The sequence below is a fragment of the Paenibacillus sp. plas6 genome (assembly GCF_057221655.1).
In genome coordinates this window covers 830,360-846,578 of the sequence record NZ_CM170151.1, presented here as the reverse complement: position 1 = coordinate 846,578, position 16,219 = coordinate 830,360, and the positions used below count along the sequence as shown (strand labels likewise).

11 protein-coding genes are annotated in these 16,219 nt (G+C 39.8%); 8 read left to right on the top strand and 3 right to left on the bottom strand.

All coding sequences use genetic code 11. From position 1 onward, the window contains the following. Window position 1 precedes the first annotated feature (1 nt). From AC2TDL_RS03910 to AC2TDL_RS03895, 4 genes are all read left to right on the top strand, one after another. Window positions 2-994, top strand: coding sequence for a carbohydrate ABC transporter permease (locus AC2TDL_RS03910; protein WP_484698901.1), 993 nt, complete (start codon window positions 2-4; stop codon window positions 992-994). Between the two features lie 27 nt (window positions 995-1,021). After that, entirely contained in the window at window positions 1,022-2,083 is a 1,062-nt protein-coding gene (locus tag AC2TDL_RS03905) for a glycosyl hydrolase (protein WP_484698900.1), read from the top strand. A gap of 44 nt (window positions 2,084-2,127) precedes the next feature. Continuing rightward, entirely contained in the window at window positions 2,128-3,597 is a 1,470-nt protein-coding gene (locus tag AC2TDL_RS03900; RefSeq protein ID WP_484698899.1) for a glycosyl hydrolase, read from the top strand. Between the two features lie 145 nt (window positions 3,598-3,742). Then, window positions 3,743-6,286: a beta-mannosidase gene (locus AC2TDL_RS03895; RefSeq protein ID WP_484698898.1), complete on the top strand. Its 2,544-nt coding sequence runs from the start codon at window positions 3,743-3,745 to the stop codon at window positions 6,284-6,286. Window positions 6,287-6,410: 124 nt separating this feature from the next. Here the strand turns inward: AC2TDL_RS03895 and AC2TDL_RS03890 are convergent, their stop codons facing one another. Further along, complete coding sequence (locus tag AC2TDL_RS03890; RefSeq protein WP_484697438.1) at window positions 6,411-7,973, bottom strand: IS1182 family transposase; 1,563 nt, start codon at window positions 7,971-7,973, stop codon at window positions 6,411-6,413. Between the two features lie 239 nt (window positions 7,974-8,212). On the opposite strand from AC2TDL_RS03890, the gene AC2TDL_RS03885 reads away from it, so the two are divergent. Next, the gene (locus AC2TDL_RS03885) at window positions 8,213-8,953 is read left to right on the top strand and encodes an HAD family hydrolase (protein WP_484698897.1); all 741 of its coding nucleotides are present in this window, start codon (window positions 8,213-8,215) and stop codon (window positions 8,951-8,953) included. Window positions 8,954-8,991: 38 nt separating this feature from the next. Next, window positions 8,992-10,005: an HD-GYP domain-containing protein gene (locus AC2TDL_RS03880; RefSeq protein WP_484698896.1), complete on the top strand. Its 1,014-nt coding sequence runs from the start codon at window positions 8,992-8,994 to the stop codon at window positions 10,003-10,005. 89 nt (window positions 10,006-10,094) lie between these two features. On the opposite strand, the gene AC2TDL_RS03875 is transcribed toward AC2TDL_RS03880, so the two are convergent. Beyond that, window positions 10,095-13,076, bottom strand: a complete 2,982-nt coding sequence (locus AC2TDL_RS03875) for a DEAD/DEAH box helicase (protein WP_484698895.1) — start codon at window positions 13,074-13,076, stop codon at window positions 10,095-10,097. Window positions 13,077-13,199: 123 nt separating this feature from the next. Here AC2TDL_RS03875 and AC2TDL_RS03870 point away from each other — a divergent pair, with 123 nt between their 5' ends. After that, window positions 13,200-14,198, top strand: a complete 999-nt coding sequence (locus tag AC2TDL_RS03870; RefSeq protein WP_484698894.1) for an LLM class flavin-dependent oxidoreductase — start codon at window positions 13,200-13,202, stop codon at window positions 14,196-14,198. 189 nt (window positions 14,199-14,387) lie between these two features. Beyond that, window positions 14,388-15,707, top strand: coding sequence for a TraB/GumN family protein (locus AC2TDL_RS03865; RefSeq protein WP_484698893.1), 1,320 nt, complete (start codon window positions 14,388-14,390; stop codon window positions 15,705-15,707). A 91-nt stretch (window positions 15,708-15,798) separates the two neighbouring features. On the opposite strand, the gene AC2TDL_RS03860 is transcribed toward AC2TDL_RS03865, so the two are convergent. Continuing rightward, window positions 15,799-16,122 carry a thioredoxin family protein gene (locus tag AC2TDL_RS03860; RefSeq protein WP_484698892.1) on the bottom strand — a complete coding sequence of 108 codons (324 nt, stop codon included), beginning with the start codon at window positions 16,120-16,122 and terminating at the stop codon, window positions 15,799-15,801. Between the last annotated feature and the right edge of the window lie 97 nt (window positions 16,123-16,219).

Genomic DNA, 16,219 nt, shown 5'->3' with positions numbered 1-16,219 from the left:
CATGAGCAATGTCGTTAAAGATGAGCGATATTATCAAAGACAAAAGGTGCTGCAGCGTTTTTTTGATATTGTCTATTCTATTTTTCGCGCCTTACTCGTCATTGGTATTTCTTTCATTATTATTTATCCGATTTTGCAGAAAATTGCTGTAGCCTTTAAGGATAAGGCAGACATTTATAATCCTACAATTTATATGCTGCCTATTCACTATACTTGGGAGAATATACAGCTTGCGATGGGAATACTAGATTATTTTCCGATGCTAGGTAAAACATTGCTGTTCGTTGTAATTACAACGCTACTGACGACAGCAAGCTGTGCGTTAGCTGGTTATGGTTTTGCCAGATTTAATTTTCCTGGCAATCAATTGTTGTTTAGTTTAGTTATTGTGACAATTCTTGTGCCATCAACAACATTAATGCTGCCTTACTATTTGCATTTCAAAAATTTTGATTTTCTTGGCTTAATTTCACTGTTTACTGGAAAGTCAGGAGTGAACTTAATTAATACGTATTGGCCCTCGATTATTACTTCAGCTACTGCGATCGGATTAAAGGCGGGACTATTTATTTATATTTTTCGCCAATTTTTTAAGGGGTTACCTAAGGAAATTGAAGAAGCTGCGTTAATCGATGGTGCTGGCGGAATACAGACATTTATTCGTATTATGCTGCCGAATGCAGTACCGCCAATTATTACTGTAGTACTGTTTTGCTTTGTTTGGCAGTATAACGATACTTTTTATACTACGCTCTTTATGAATGGAATGGAGTTAATGCCTTTGAAGGTGTCCACGCTTGCTTCGCAAGCTAATCAATTTATTCCAGTATTAATGGGTTATGCTCATGGTTCAGGTTTTAAAGCAGATCCAAATCATGTGGCAATGGTTGTTGATACAGGCATATTGCTGGCAATTGCTCCGCTTATATTAATGTACATTGTTGTTCAACGTTACTTTGTAGAAAGTATTGAACGCACTGGTATTGTTGGTTAATTCGAGACTAGGAAATGAGGTAGGAGAATGAGCAAACGTTATACTGTTGAGCCCGTACTCATTAATCCGCAAGCAACAACGCAGGCAAAGAGACTTATGGAATATTTGTGCAGCATTTATGGAAGTAAAGTTCTGACTGGGCAGCAAATTGGTGTTCTGTCTCAGCCAGAACTTGAGATTATTGCTGCAGTGACTGGTAAATATCCTGCAGTTTGCGGCTTTGATATGATGAATTATTCCCCTTCCCGTGTGGAGCGCGGTTCTACCTGCGACGATGTTGAAGATGCAATCAAATGGTGGAACGAAGGCGGGATCGTAACATTTTGTTGGCATTGGAATGCACCGAATGGGTTAGTTGATATTTCTCCAGAACGGAGCTGGGATCGTGGTTTCTATACGGATGCTACAACGTTTAGCATCCGTCAAGCGATGTCGGATTTAGAGGGGAAACTATTTCAACTTTTAGTGCGCGATATTGATGCAATAGCTTTTCAATTAAAACGACTGCAAGAAGCCGGGGTACCTGTATTATGGCGTCCATTGCATGAAGCAAGCGGAGGCTGGTTTTGGTGGGGAGCAGAGGGACCGGAGCCTTGCATTAAGCTGTGGAAATATATGTATCACCGATTAACAGAGCTCCATGGATTGAACAATTTAATTTGGGTATGGAACGGTCAACATCGTGATTGGTATCCAGGAGATCAATATGTTGACATTATTGGCGAGGATATTTATGCGGATAAGCAAGATTATAGTTCTCAGCTAGCCCGCTTTCAACAAGCATTAAGCTATTCCTCGACCTCTAAGTTAATCGCATTAACTGAAAATGGAGTCGTCCCTTCACTTCATGCAATGGAAAAAGATCAGGCTATGTGGTTATGGCAATGCAACTGGTATGGAGATTTTATTTGCAAACCAGTCGATATTAGGCAAAGGAACATGGAAAATAATGAGTCTGCCCTAAAAAATAATGACATTCAACAGCAATATGTATATTGCGAGGATTATACTGAACGACAAGCTCTTATTAATTTTTATAATGATGAGCGATCGGTAACGAGAGATCAATTGCCGAATTTTCGAGATTAAGAGAAAGATGTAAATTATTTGTTTCGGTAAAGGTGGCGTATATTGTGCGTGTTAGGGAGATGCGATTAGGCAAGCTGCTATTAATATTAGTATTAATTGTGAGTTTGACTATACTCGCTGTAATGTTTGTGCGGAATGTATTAGCGAAGCAGGCTGAACCAATTATCATTCGCGCAGAAGCAGAGACTGGTGAGCTTATCGGAACAACGATTGAAAAAAGTGGTTCGGACTATTCAGGTGAGGGCTATGTTAGCAGCTTTACCGAAGAAACTGATGCATTGATCGTACCTGTCGAGATAAAAAAAAGCGGCATATACGCATTGCATGTCGGCTACAGAACTGCTGGCGGAGATAAAGAAACACAGCTTTATATTAATGATCAGCCGTTTAATAAAGTGAAATTAAATGAAAGCTCTGTCTTTACGCAAATGAAAGCTACGCGAGTGAAATTAGAGCAGGGTGTAAATAAGATAGAGTTCCGCCGCGGCTGGGGATATTTTGATATTGATTATATTGAACTTCAGCTTGCAAATGAGAGTGTGAAGAAACAAGCCCCAAAAACTGCACAATTAAGTAATCCGAATGCTTCGGAGGAAGCAAAGGCACTAATGAATTTTCTAAATGAGAAAGCAGGCCAATATATTATTAGTGGACAACAGCAGTATAGCCATATTATCGATATTGAAAATATGACAGGAAAACGCCCAGCGATCATAGGCTTTGATTTTATTGAATATTCTCCTTCGAGAGCAGCAAGAGGTTCACGTTCATCTGAGGTCGAAGCAGCACTATCATGGCATAAGCAAGGCGGGATTGTTACCTTCTTATGGCATTGGAATGCACCGACTGGGTTAATTGATGAACCCGGTAAAGAATGGTGGCGTGGTTTTTATAGTGATGCGGTTACTTTTAATTTAGCAGAAGCGTTAGCTGATAAAAATGGCGAGCAATATCAAATGCTTATATCTGATATGGATGTCATTGCACAGCATATTAAGATCTTGCAAATCAATAATGTGCCAGTGCTGTTTCGACCGTTACACGAGGCGGAAGGCGGCTGGTTCTGGTGGGGAGCAAGCGGTCCAGAAGCCGCTAAGGAGTTATATCGATTAATGTATGATCGTTTTGTCAATTATCATCAATTAAATAACTTAATTTGGGTATGGAATTCCGTCGATCCTGCATGGTATCCAGGTGATGACGTTGTTGATATTGTTAGCTATGATAGTTATCCGGAACCAGGTGATCATAGCCCGATTGTTAATTATTATGATCAGCTCTACGAGTTGACCGGAGGCACAAAATATATCGCTATGATGGAAAATGGCTCTATTCCAGATCCTGATGAGATGCAACAATATGGTGCTAATTGGGGGCTATTTGTGACTTGGAGCGGTGACTTTCTTATGGACGGTAAGCATAATGATCAGCAGTTTATAGAGAAGGTTTATCACCATCCACGTGTTATTACGCTTGATGATCTGAAGCAGGTGCCTATATTTACTAAGCAATAAAAATCAAATAACTGAGTGATGTTTACGAATCTTGAATAAATTCTTGTTATCACTGTAACCTTAGTGTTATTATTGTTATTATTTGTTTTAATAAATAAATAACTTATATAACAAACATGGAAGAGGATGCTGACTGGAGGAAATTATGAGTCATAAATTGGAACTTGCTAATTGGATATTTAAATCGACAGAAAGCGCGGAATGGCTGACAGCAAAAGTACCAGGCTGTGTCCATACGGATTTATTGCGTCACAAAAAAATACCAGATCCCTTTTACGGAACGAATGAACATCAGTTGCAATGGATTGATAAGCAAAATTGGGAGTATAAGTCAAGTTTCGAGGTTCCTGCAGAGCTTCTAGCTGAACAAAAGCAACAGCTTATTTTTAATGGGCTAGATACATATGCAGATGTGTATTTGAATGGTGAGCAAATTCTGTCCGCAAATAATATGTTCCGCTGCTGGAAGGTAGATGTTACAGGCAAGCTAGCTGCTAGTAACGAGCTGCATATTATTTTTCGCTCGCCGATTCATGAAGATTTACCGAAGCTGCGCGCCCTTGGCTACGCGTTACCTTCAGCAAATGATCAATCGCAGCTTGGCGGCTTAGGAGAAGAGAGAGTAAGTGTTTTTGCAAGAAAAGCTCCTTATCACTATGGTTGGGATTGGGGACCGCGCTTTGTTACAAGCGGAATTTGGCGCTCGATTGAATTAGTTTGCTGGTCTTGCGTAAAGGTCGAGGACATTTATATTGAGCAGCTTAACGTTAATGCGGAGGAAGCAAATTTAAATGCTATAGTTTCTCTGCAAAGTAATACGGAAGGCAAGGCTAAACTAACGATAACAACAGAAAATTTGTGTTTTGCTGCAGATGTAGAGCTAAAGCTTGGCGAGCAAGAGCTTGTTGTGCCAATGACGATTAAAAACCCAAAACTTTGGTGGTGTCGAGGACTGGGAGAGCCTCATCGCTATCATTTCGAGGTTGAGGTTAGCCTTGAGGAGCAAGGAAGGCAGCATATTACAAGAGCCAGTGTTGTAACTGGCTTGCGCAATGTAAAGCTTGTTCGTAAGCGAGATGAGCATGGAAGTGGTGCTAGCTTTTACTTTGAGCTTAATGGTGTGGCGGTTTTTGCAAAAGGTGCAAACCATATTCCGAATGACAGCTTTATTACCGAGGTAACAGCTGAACGCTATCGTGCAGAAGTGCTTGCTGCTGCAGAAGCGAATATGAATATGTTGCGCGTATGGGGCGGCGGTGTATACGAGGCAGACGTATTTTATGATTTATGTGATGAGTATGGCATTATGGTTTGGCAGGACTTTATGTTTGCGTGCAGCATGTATCCTGGCGATGAAGCATTTCTCGAAAGTGTTAAGCATGAGGCAATTGATAATGTAAAACGATTACGTAATCATCCTTCGATTGTACTATGGTGTGGGAACAATGAGATTGATTCAGCGTGGGCGCATTATGATGAGGATGCAGGTTGGGGCTGGAAAAAGGACTATACAGCGGAGCAAAGAGAAAAGCTATGGCAAGATTACGAAAATATTTTTCATAAGCTATTGCCGAGTGTAGTAGGAGAGCTGCATGCATCTGTTGATTATTGGCCGTCTTCTCCGCTAGTATCGTTAACAGGGGATAAACACCAGCATGCTCATCCATTAACGAATGAAGGGGATATACATTACTGGGGTGTATGGCATAACGTTGAGCCATTTGAAAATTATCAGCTTAAAATCGGCAGATTTATGAGTGAATACGGTTTTCAGTCCTTTCCAGAATATCGCACAATTCGCAGCTTCGCCGAGGAGAATGAATTAGATATTGAATCAGAGGTAATGCTTGCTCATCAAAAAAATGGCAACGGAAATCGGCTTATTAAAGAATATATGGATATTTATATGAAGCAGCCAGTGAATTTTCATAGTTTCCTATACTTAAGTCAGCTGTTACAGGCAGATGCAATGAAAATGGCTATTGAGGCGCATCGTCGCAGTATGCCGTATTGTATGGGCTCATTGTATTGGCAAATGAATGACTGCTGGCCTGTAGCTTCATGGTCAGGTATAGACTATTTTGGGCGTTGGAAAGCACTGCATTATTATGCGCGCCGCAGCTTTGCTCCAGTTCTCCTATCTCCAGAGGAGAAGGAAGGGCAGTTAAAGCTTTATCTAGTTTCAGATGCTTCGCTGCCACAAAAGGGTAAACTGACATTGCAATTATATCATTTGTCTGGTCATGTATTATATTTAGCTAGCAAGGAGATAACAACTTCAAGTCAGCCTTCACAGTTAATCGAACGCTTAGTTATTGCTGAACTGCTAGCTAATTATAAAAAGCAGGAAGTAGTACTTGCCGCTTTCTGGGAAGGTGAGAATGGTGTTATAGCAAGCTGTCTTCACTATTTTGTGAATAATGCTGAGCTGGAACTGTTAAAGCCTAATTTAACGGTGCATGAACAGCAACAAGCAGGGCAAACAATTGTTACTATTGAGAGTGATGTAGTAGCAAAAGGAGTAGTGCTAATCGCTGAAGAGGAAGGAATTTGGTCAGACAACTATTTTGATCTTATACCAGGTAAGCCGCATACCGTGTCTTTTATGAAATTTGCTGGTGGCAGCTCTTACACGCCTGCATTGTCTGGAAAACTGCAAGTGAAATCAATGTTGGATTATGTGAAATAAGGAAAATTAGTTGTTTTTTCAGAAAAGGCTGGGACATAACTAGTCTCTAAAGCAAGAAAAAGGTGAAATCCGCAAGTGGATTTCACCTTTTTCCTATTTTAAGTTCTATTTTCTCTGTACTCGTCTACGTTCGTAACACATATTTTCTTAAATTTACTGCCATTAAGGCTAGTCCTATCTCATGTTCTACTTTTCGTTTTCCACGAACTGAAAAACGAGTGAAACCTAAATTAGCCTTCAAGAATCCAAAAACTGGCTCTACGTCGATTTTACGTTGACGGTAGAGTTCACCTGTTTTTTCTTCTGAAAGCTGTTCTTGTACATATATTTTTTGTTGTTCCCAACGATCGTTTATTAACAGTTGTCGATTTCGTCCTTCTCCTGCCTTTGTGCAGCTTGTTCGGAAGGAACAGCCTGTACAATCCGAACATGAATAGATCTTAAACTGACGTTGGAACCCGCCTTTATCTTTACGAGTAGCATAGCGTTGAAAGGTGAGATATTGATCATTAGGGCAGGTATATCGATCTTCCTCCGTATCGTACTGCCAGTTTCTCGGTTGAAAGGGATCGTTCTTTACCTTCTTCTTTTGTTCGCGCTCATACATCGTATACTTCATCAATGGAACACGCTTGCGATTGGTGATGACATCCTCATAGTTTTGTTCACTTCCATAGCCTGCGTCCGCCACGATGTAGGTAGGTAAGTCGAAGTATTGGTTTTCAATTTCATTAAGAAAAGGAATGAGCGTCTTCGTGTCTGTTGGATTAGGATAGATCCCATACGCCAGTGTATATTGTCCTTCTGTCGCAATTTGTACGTTGTATCCAGGCTTTAACTGACCATTCTTCATATAGTCATCTTTCATCCGCATAAACGTCGCATCCGGATCGGTTTTCGAATAGCTGTTTCGATCTCCAAACTGTTGTTGATGCTGCTTGTATTTTTTCTTTCGTTCAATCCATTCACGGACTTGCTTGAGCATTTGTTTTGGCACTTTACGCTTGCTTCGTAATTGCTTTCGTTCGCTCGTATTTTCGGATGCTTCCATCTTTTCTGTATAGCTTTCAACCACGTGTTCGAGGTGTTCTGCGATCTCCAACAAGTTTTCCGTAGAGAGTTCCTGCTCATGTTCGAGCTCTGGAATAATCTTTTGTTCCAATAACTCGTTGTACAATTGATTCGACTTCTCGATTAGACGAGTATGATGCTTGTCCACGGCTTTTTTCCATACAAACGTAAACTTGTTGGCATTCGCTTCAATCTTTGTACCATCAATGAAAATCGCTTCTTGGTGAATGATCTTTTCTTCTACTAACTTCGAGCGAAATTGAACAAAGCACTGGCGGATTAATTCCTTCATCTCAGGATGAACACGGAAACGATTGATTGTGCGGTAGCAAGGTTCGTAGCCTTGTGCCAACCACATCATCCGAATACTGTCTTTCGTTAGAGCTTCAATTTTACGACCAGAAAAGGCAGATTGGGTGTAGCCACATAGAATGATCTTGAGCATCATGCGAGGATGATAGGATGGACAACCATCACGACGAACAAACGAACGAAACGCTTCATCGGGAATACTTTCGACCAAATGATGAATGGCAAACGCAATATCTTTTTCATTTAATTTAACTTCTAAATTTAGAGGCAAAACTAATTGGTTCATGTTATACTGTTTGTACATAAGGAACACCTTCTTTAATGTTTTTGTAGGAGTACTAAAATTTTAACAGATGGTGTTCCTTTTGTATTTAAAAATTTAACGGCGATGACATTTTACTTTCGTAAACGTCACCGCCGTTTTTAGTTAGGCTGGGTTATTTTGTCCCAGCCTCTTTTTTATTAGGCATTGAAGTAAAATCCATCAATTATAGACTGTTTTCTGTTACAATAAAAATACTTAACAATTTAAAGGTGAATATTATGCGGAAGAATAGAGAAACGAAAGCGGTATTTTTTGATGTTGACGATACTTTATATGACCATTTGATACCGTTTCGCCAAGCGGTATGGTCCTATACTTCCAAGCTTGAACATTTTCCATATGAGGCTGCTTACCATCGCATGCGTTATTATAGTGATATTTTGTCTCTTGAGTTAGGCGGTGCAGGAAAGATGGAGCAAGGAGCGTCAACGGATTATATGCGTCGTGAACGATTTCGTCTTGCTCTAAAAGAGTTTGACATTCATTTAACAGAGGAAGAGGCAGAAAATGTGCAGCAAGCATATCTTGCCTGCCAATTTAATATTCAATGCTTTGCAGGAATAAAAGAGTTGATTACCGAGTTGCAACAACATGAAATTGTTGTTGGTTTATTAACCAATGGTGCTGAAGCTCATCAATGGCGAAAAATTCAGGCACTAGGGTTAGATAAGCTCATTGCTAAATCAAATATTTTTATTTCTGGAACTTATGGAATTGATAAACCTGATCCGCAAATCTTTCAATTAATCAATCAAAAGACGAATACGACTCATATGCAATGTACATATGTTGGTGATTCCTGGCGTAATGATGTGATAGGCGCGCATTCTGCTGGTTGGAATATGATTTGGTTTAATCATCGCGGTCAGCAGCCAGTGCAAAAATTAAGCTATTATGAAGTAAAAACTGTATCTGAATTGCACAATTGCTTGCTGCATAATGGTAAGTTGCTCCTGTAGGAAGGTTTCAGCAAGGAATTCAATAAAAGAGGGTTACTATGAATGATGAAAATAAAAAATTAAGAAGTTATTTTACTCAAGTTTTACAATTAGCTGATGCTGTAATGATTTCCGATGAGCATCATCGAATTTGTTGTGTGAATGAAGTGTATGAACGGATTACAGGTTATACAAATGAAGAGGTAGTTGGTAAAAAAGCAGGTGTTTTACGTACGGGAAAAACACCTCCCGAAACGTATCGTCAAATGTATGAAACATTAGCTGAAAATCTTCCATGGTCGGGTGTATTTACTAATCGCAATCGCTCAGGAGAGGAATGGCATTCCTCGATCACGATAACCCCTTACTTTATTGAAGGTAAGCTGTATTACGTTGGAGTGTTTCGAAGTTTGGAGGAGCTTGAGCGCGGCTATTATCTTGATGAGCAGCGGACTGACAATTTAAAAGGCTCCCTATTAAAAGCATTGGCTATTTCTTGTGAAATACGTGATCCAGGCATTGAAAATCATTTAATTCGTGTGCAAAGTTTATGTGAAATGCTAATCCATCGCTTTATCTCATTGCATAACGTTGATGTGCCAAGCAGTTATATTAAGCAAGTGATTAATGGAAGCATCTTGCATGACATTGGCAAGTCAGCGATACCAGAAGGCATATTGTATAAGCCAGGTTCATTAGCTCCTTATGAACGTAAAATTATTGAGATGCATCCGCAAATCGGTGTCGATATACTGGAGAAAATTAATGGAGAGCTTAATGATAATTTATTAGTGGATGAATTTGCCGTTGCCAAAAACATTATTCTCCATCATCATGAGCGTTGGGATGGTGAAGGCTATCCGTATATGCTAAAAGGTAAGGATATTCCGCTAGAAGCACGAATTGTATCAGTAGTCGATGTGTACGATGCACTTACGACGAAACGTCCATATAAGGAAAAATGGACACAAAAAGCAGCAATTGAATGGCTAATTGAGCAAAAAGGAAAGCAATTTGATCCAGAGGTTGTCGATGCTTTTGTTACCTTATATGAAGAAGGAGAGCTTGATTAACAAACAAGCAGTATTCTGAATTTATAACCTGATGCCTCTCATGCTTAAGAATAGCAGGAGGGCTCAGGTTATAAAGATTAAAGATTAAGTTATATATTATCAGTATCTAGCTGATGCTGTAGCAGCATTAGCAGGTCTTCCTCAGTCAATGTTGTCTCTGTTAGTTGTTCCTCGTCCAAAATATCATTAATAAGCTGCTGTTTTCGTTGCTGCAATTGAATCATTTTATCCTCTAAAGTGCCCTCAGCGATTAAGCGAATAATATGCACAGGCAATTGTTGACCGATGCGATGAACGCGGTCAGCAGCTTGTTGCTCTACTGCAGGATTCCACCATAAATCGTATAATATTACGGTATCTGCTCCCGTTACATTTAACCCGGTACCGCCCGCTTTAAGTGACATAAGAAAAATTTGTCGTGAGCCTTGGTTAAATTGATCAACTAGCCTTATTCGCTCTTTAGGCGGTGTACTGCCATCAAGATAGTAATGACTGTAGCCATTCCATTGTAATTCTCGGGCAATGATTTGCAGCATTGCAGTAAATTGAGAAAAAATTAATATTCGATTACCTGCCGCTATCTTTTCATCTACGATTTGCAATAGCTGCTTAAGCTTAGCACTTTCTCCTTTATAGCCTTCAACACATAATTCTGGATGACAGCAAATTTGGCGCAGTCTCGTAATACCGGCCAATATTTTAATACGCCGTTCTCCCTTTTTCTTGCGATCAAGATGCTTGAGTGAATCTTCTTGCAGCTTGGCTAGCTGTACAAGGTATAGTTTTTTCTGTTCCATTGTAAGCGGAGCATATAGCGTAGATTCATATTTAGGAGGCAGCTCCTGTAAAACTTCGTTCTTACTTCTTCTTAGCATAAAAGGTGCGATCATTTGCTTTAATGTTTCGCGCGGCAATTCTAGCCATTTATTTTTATCCGGAAATAACATCGGATTTACAAAGCTCATAATTGACCATAATTCTTCCAAACGATTTTCGATTGGCGTGCCAGTTAGGGCAAACCGATGTATCGCTTGAAGCTGGCGTAGAGCGCGAGAAGTTTTCGTATGCTCATTTTTAATGGTTTGCGCCTCGTCAACAATGATCGTTAATAAGGAAACGTTTTGCAATAGCGAAAACTGTGAGTGAACGAATTGGTAAGAAGCGATCCAAATATCTGCCTGCTGCCAGTTGAACGGCAGACTGGTTAACGCTTGACTAATTGAACAATCGTTGTTTACCTCAACATTTGGAGTATCGCAACCAGTCTTGTTAAGGTCCGCACTATCTAAAACATGTACAGAAAGTGATGGAGCAAACCGTTCCAGCTCCTGCTGCCAGTTGTAGAGCAACGAAGCGGGGGCGATAACAAGCTGCTTGTAAGTTTGACCTGGCTTTTCCACGTCTTTATATTGTTCATGCAAATGAGCGAGCAGTATGATCGCTTGCAATGTTTTGCCGAGTCCCATTTCATCAGCAAGTATTCCGCCAAGCTGGTAACGAGCAAGCTTGCTTAACCATTGAAATCCGTCAAGCTGATAGTCACGTGGCACAGCATGAATCGTATTTGGCACAGCAACTTCTTGTATGTTTGGTTGGCGCAGGCTTTCGATAAACTTTTTTAAGGAACGGGACAGGTTAATGCTGCTCTCATTCTTTTGTAATGTTAGAATGGTTGGAATAGCCTTAGCCAGCGGTATTTTATCATCCCAAACCGTCGGATGAGTTAAGCCAAGCTCCTTCATAACGCGCAGTAAGGCAGCATATTGCGGATGCTCTAATGATAGCAATGCTCCTTGAGATAAACGAAAATATTTACGTTTATCGCTAACTGCCTGCAAAAGCTCCTTTAACTCCTGGTCACTTATTCCTGCCATTGAAAAAGAATAATGCAGCCAATTAGACTTTTCTTCCCAAGTTAAACTAAGCTGCGGATACACCTGATCAGTAATGTAGCGCAGCTTTACTGCTGTTGTTGCATGAATATATGCCAGCTGCTTAAGCTCAGGTAAAATTTTTCGGAAAAATTCATATTCCGCCTCGTCACCTTCAACAACGATGCCGCCTTCTGTTTGCAACCCTTCAACCTTCAATAACAGCTCAAGAATTTCAGATTCCTTCTCTCGCTCGCGCAATAAAATTCGCTCATCTACAGAGGCAGCTTGCATTGGCTGAAAAGGCTGGATTACTAAACTGCCATATTGAAATTCTACGCCAATTAGCAAACGGTCACGCACGCGATCCAGATAAATATTTGCTTGCAGCGGCATAGAAGTCAGCTTGCTTGCAAGCTGATCAGCAATATGAATATGCAGTATGCGCTGCAACTGCGGCATGATTTCCTCAATAAATTGACCTAAAGCTGCTTGGTCAATGGAAAGCTGCCAGAAGTTTTCTTTCATTAAATTAACTAAGGCAAGAAGTTGTTCTGCTTGCTCCCATGTTAAGCGGTAAAAAACACCTTGATAGCAGGCAAGCTCATAAGCTGGGAGCAGTAATAGCATTTGTAGTTGCTCACCGTTTATCATAATTTGCTCGTCGATACTAGAAATAAATAATGTGATTGGCAATTTATGCTCAGAAAAGCTAAGTTGAGAAAAGTCCTGCAACTGCTGATCCAGCGGCAGTTCATCTAAATAGTATTGCAACTGAACGAGCTTATGCTCTAGCAGCAATGGCTCAAGCTTATGCCACATACTCGAAGAGATGTAGACAAGAGCTTGCTTAGCAGCATTTTCGCTTGGAAATTCGTTCAATGCTTGCCAGAGAAGTCTGCATATTTGTAATGTTTGTGGCAGCATTCGATGGATTTGAGGATCAAAGGAAACAGAGCGATTTAGCTTGACAGCATGCCGATTGATAACTGCATCAAGAAAACGATATGGATGTGCAAGGATTTGACGTTTCCTGCCTTCCAGCGATACAGCAAGTTCAATTGCAATATGGTATGTTCCATCCGTTTTTGCTTGCAATAAGACAAGCAATGAAAGCTCCAGTGATGATTGCAAAGTATTATGCAACGGTTGGCGTTCAAATATATTTAATAACTGTGTAGAGTGATTAATTTCGCGCAAAACAAAACCTCCCTATGAGCACAATTGCTCTATGATTAGTATACCTTGTTCTAATCCATTTTGCTTAATTACCCATTAACTGTTACAATATTGGTAACAGTTAATGCAAGGAGAAGATAATTGATGGATAAACATATTCCTTTTTCTATTTTAGATGTAGCTCCTATTCTTGAAGGGGGAGACGTTGCAGATGCCCTGCATCGCTCAGCAGAGCTTGCTCAGCTTGCAGAAAAGGCTGGATATACACGCTTTTGGTTAGCGGAGCATCATAATTCACCGAATATTGCCAGCTCGGCAACTTCAGTTGTAATTGGCTATATTGCTTCCCAAACGGAAACGATCCGCGTAGGCTCCGGCGGAATTATGCTACCGAACCATGCTCCGCTAGCAATTGCTGAGCAATTTGGGACACTTGATGCCTTATATCCTAATCGAATTGATCTTGGCTTGGGACGTGCTCCTGGGACAGATCCGTTTACGGCAAAGGCGTTACGTGGAGAGCGACAAACGCACGGAGGCAACTTTCCGGAGCAATTGATAGAGCTGCTTGGCTATTTAGAGCCAGCAAAATATGTGCAGCATCCAATCCGTGCAATTCCAGGCGAAGGGGCAAAAGTACCGATCTGGCTACTTGGATCAAGCGATTTTAGCGCTGCTCTTGCTGCGGAAAAAGGTTTGCCGTTTGCATTTGCTGGACATTTTTCTCCAACCTATATTGTGCCTGCGCTCAAACTATATAAACAGAATTTCCAGCCTTCTGAAAAATATGAAAAGCCATATAGCATGGTTGCAATGAATATTATCGTGGCAGATAGTGATGAGGAGGCTGAGCTGCTTGCAACATCGATGTATCAAATGTTTTTAGGCTTTATTCGCAATCAACGCGGTCCATTAAAACCGCCTGTAAAAAATATGGACGAGCTATGGACTCCGCAAGAAAAGATGATGGTTGAGCAGCAGGTAGGAGCAGCTATTATCGGAAGTCCTGAGACAGTTAAGGAGAAGCTTGCTGCATTAATCCAAGCGACTGACGTTGATGAGGTAATGGCTACCGCATATATTTACGATCATCAGGCACGCTTGAAATCTTTCAGCTTATTAGCAGAAATAATGAATTTATAGTTGTGCATATTTTAGTAAAGTATGATTTTTCTTGTTTTTTAATGAAATTATATAATTTCCCAAATTCTCTTTATTTATCATGAAAATAAATCTATTAAATTAAGAGTAAAAATCTACTATTTTTATTGGCAATAAATGGGGTGGATGCTATACTAGAGAAGAATAATTCTAGGAGGATGATCTCAGCTAATGAAAAAGTGGATTGGTAGTTTAGTAGCATTTATGCTCGTATTTTTACTAGCAATACCTGTTCATGCCGATTCTAAGGGAATTACTGTTTATTACAATGGAGAAAAATTAGATTTGGCTGAGCCTGCTTTTGTAGAGAGAGGCAAAACGTATGTTCAATTGCGCAGCTACATGGAAGAATTAGACTATGAAGTGCGCTACCAAGGATCTAAGAAGAAAATTGTTTTGGACTACTATGGTTTTGAATTTATTATTGATCTAAAAACACAGCAAGTAATTGAAGATGACGAAGTTATTATTGAGAAATTAGATCTTATTTATCGCAATCATACTTACTATGCACCAATTCGTGAGCTTGAGCCAGTTACGCTTACAACTACGACATGGGATCGTGCAACGAACTCAGTGTATGTAGACGATGATTACTCAGATCTCGATGATGATTACGATGTTACAATTGACTATGAAAATGTAAATAACACACCATCTGAAGGCTTTTTATGGAAAGTTTCCAAAGGTGAAAACACTGTTTATTTACTAGGTTCGATTCATGTAGGAAATAAAGACTTGTACCCATTGCGTGATGAAATTAAGCAAGCTTATGCAGCTTCTGAAATTCTTGTAACTGAGGTAGATATGACCCAAGACGTTACAGAAGAAGAGTTAAAAGCGATTGAGAAGCTGTTGGTTTATGAAGATGGTTCTAAAGTAAAGGATCATTTATCAGAAGAAACCTATAATGATTTAATGAAACTGGCTGAACAGCTTGGAATACAAGACGAAGGTTTAGAAGAACTGCAAACATATCGAGTGTGGTATACTAATAACCTTCTTTCCTCTATCTTTGATGAAGGATCTGCAGATCTGGCATATGGTATTGATTATTACTTTATGAATCTAGCAGATAAGGAAGACTTGCCAAGTGATCAGCTTGAAAGCTACTTATTGCAATATAATATGCTAGCTGGCTTCTCTGATAGCTTGCAGGAAAAAATGCTGAAAGAAACAATTCAGCAATATGTTGACTCCATGGATGGCTATGATGTGAGTTCGAGTACAGATGCACTTCTTAAAATTTGGAGAGAAGGCGATTTGGAAAGCTTAACTGAAATAGCTAAGCAAACAAAGGAATATTCAAGCGAATATTATGATGGTCTGTTAACAAAACGTAATGTTGGCATGGCAGATAAGATTGAATCTTACTTAAACGATACAAAATATAAAACATATTTTGTTATTGCAGGATCGCTTCATTTTGCTGGAGAAGATAGCATTATTGCCCTGCTTGAACAGCGCGGCTATGTTGTAGAGCGCCTGTAATCAGCTTGAGATCTATCAGCTAGAAATCTATTAGTAAGTCAAAATAAATTAAGCTAAGGATAAACCCAGCGTATAGTTACGTACGCTGGGTTTATTTTAATTGCTCATAAAGCTCTGAAACAGAGCCTATGGCATAGATGATTTTTACTAGCTGACCATGCTCTAAAAGAACTAGCGCAGGGATGCTTTTTATTTGCCAGTGCTCGCGAAAATAAGGGGTAAAATTAATATTCGTTGTATATAGATGATAGGAAACACCAGCTAACGCAACGATTTCCAGCATTCTAACTGCCATCTTGCAAGTTCCGCAAAGAGGAGTAGTAAAAAGTACTGCTGCTTTTCCAACCTGCATATTTGCTAAATTGTGCAGCTCAGCCTCCTCTATTTCTGGGATGCGATTACTCTGTTCACTCAACCTGCTGACCTTCTTTCAAAAAATAAAAAATATTTTGGAACTTTTGAAACCACTCTTTAAGTTTAATCGTATAAGTATTCGTAAGCAACGTTATTCA

Bases quoted from the DNA above. Each gene is read 5' to 3' on its own strand.
- AC2TDL_RS03905 (WP_484698900.1), top strand. From the start codon at position 1,022: ATGAGCAAACGTTATACTGTTGAGCCCGTACTCATTAATCCGCAAGCA.
- AC2TDL_RS03910 (WP_484698901.1), top strand. From the start codon at position 2: ATGAGCAATGTCGTTAAAGATGAGCGATATTATCAAAGACAAAAGGTG.
- AC2TDL_RS03890 (WP_484697438.1), bottom strand. From the start codon at position 7,973: ATGTACAAACAGTATAACATGAACCAATTAGTTTTGCCTCTAAATTTA.
- AC2TDL_RS03895 (WP_484698898.1), top strand. From the start codon at position 3,743: ATGAGTCATAAATTGGAACTTGCTAATTGGATATTTAAATCGACAGAA.
- AC2TDL_RS03885 (WP_484698897.1), top strand. From the start codon at position 8,213: ATGCGGAAGAATAGAGAAACGAAAGCGGTATTTTTTGATGTTGACGAT.
- AC2TDL_RS03880 (WP_484698896.1), top strand. From the start codon at position 8,992: ATGAATGATGAAAATAAAAAATTAAGAAGTTATTTTACTCAAGTTTTA.
- AC2TDL_RS03865 (WP_484698893.1), top strand. From the start codon at position 14,388: ATGAAAAAGTGGATTGGTAGTTTAGTAGCATTTATGCTCGTATTTTTA.
- AC2TDL_RS03870 (WP_484698894.1), top strand. From the start codon at position 13,200: ATGGATAAACATATTCCTTTTTCTATTTTAGATGTAGCTCCTATTCTT.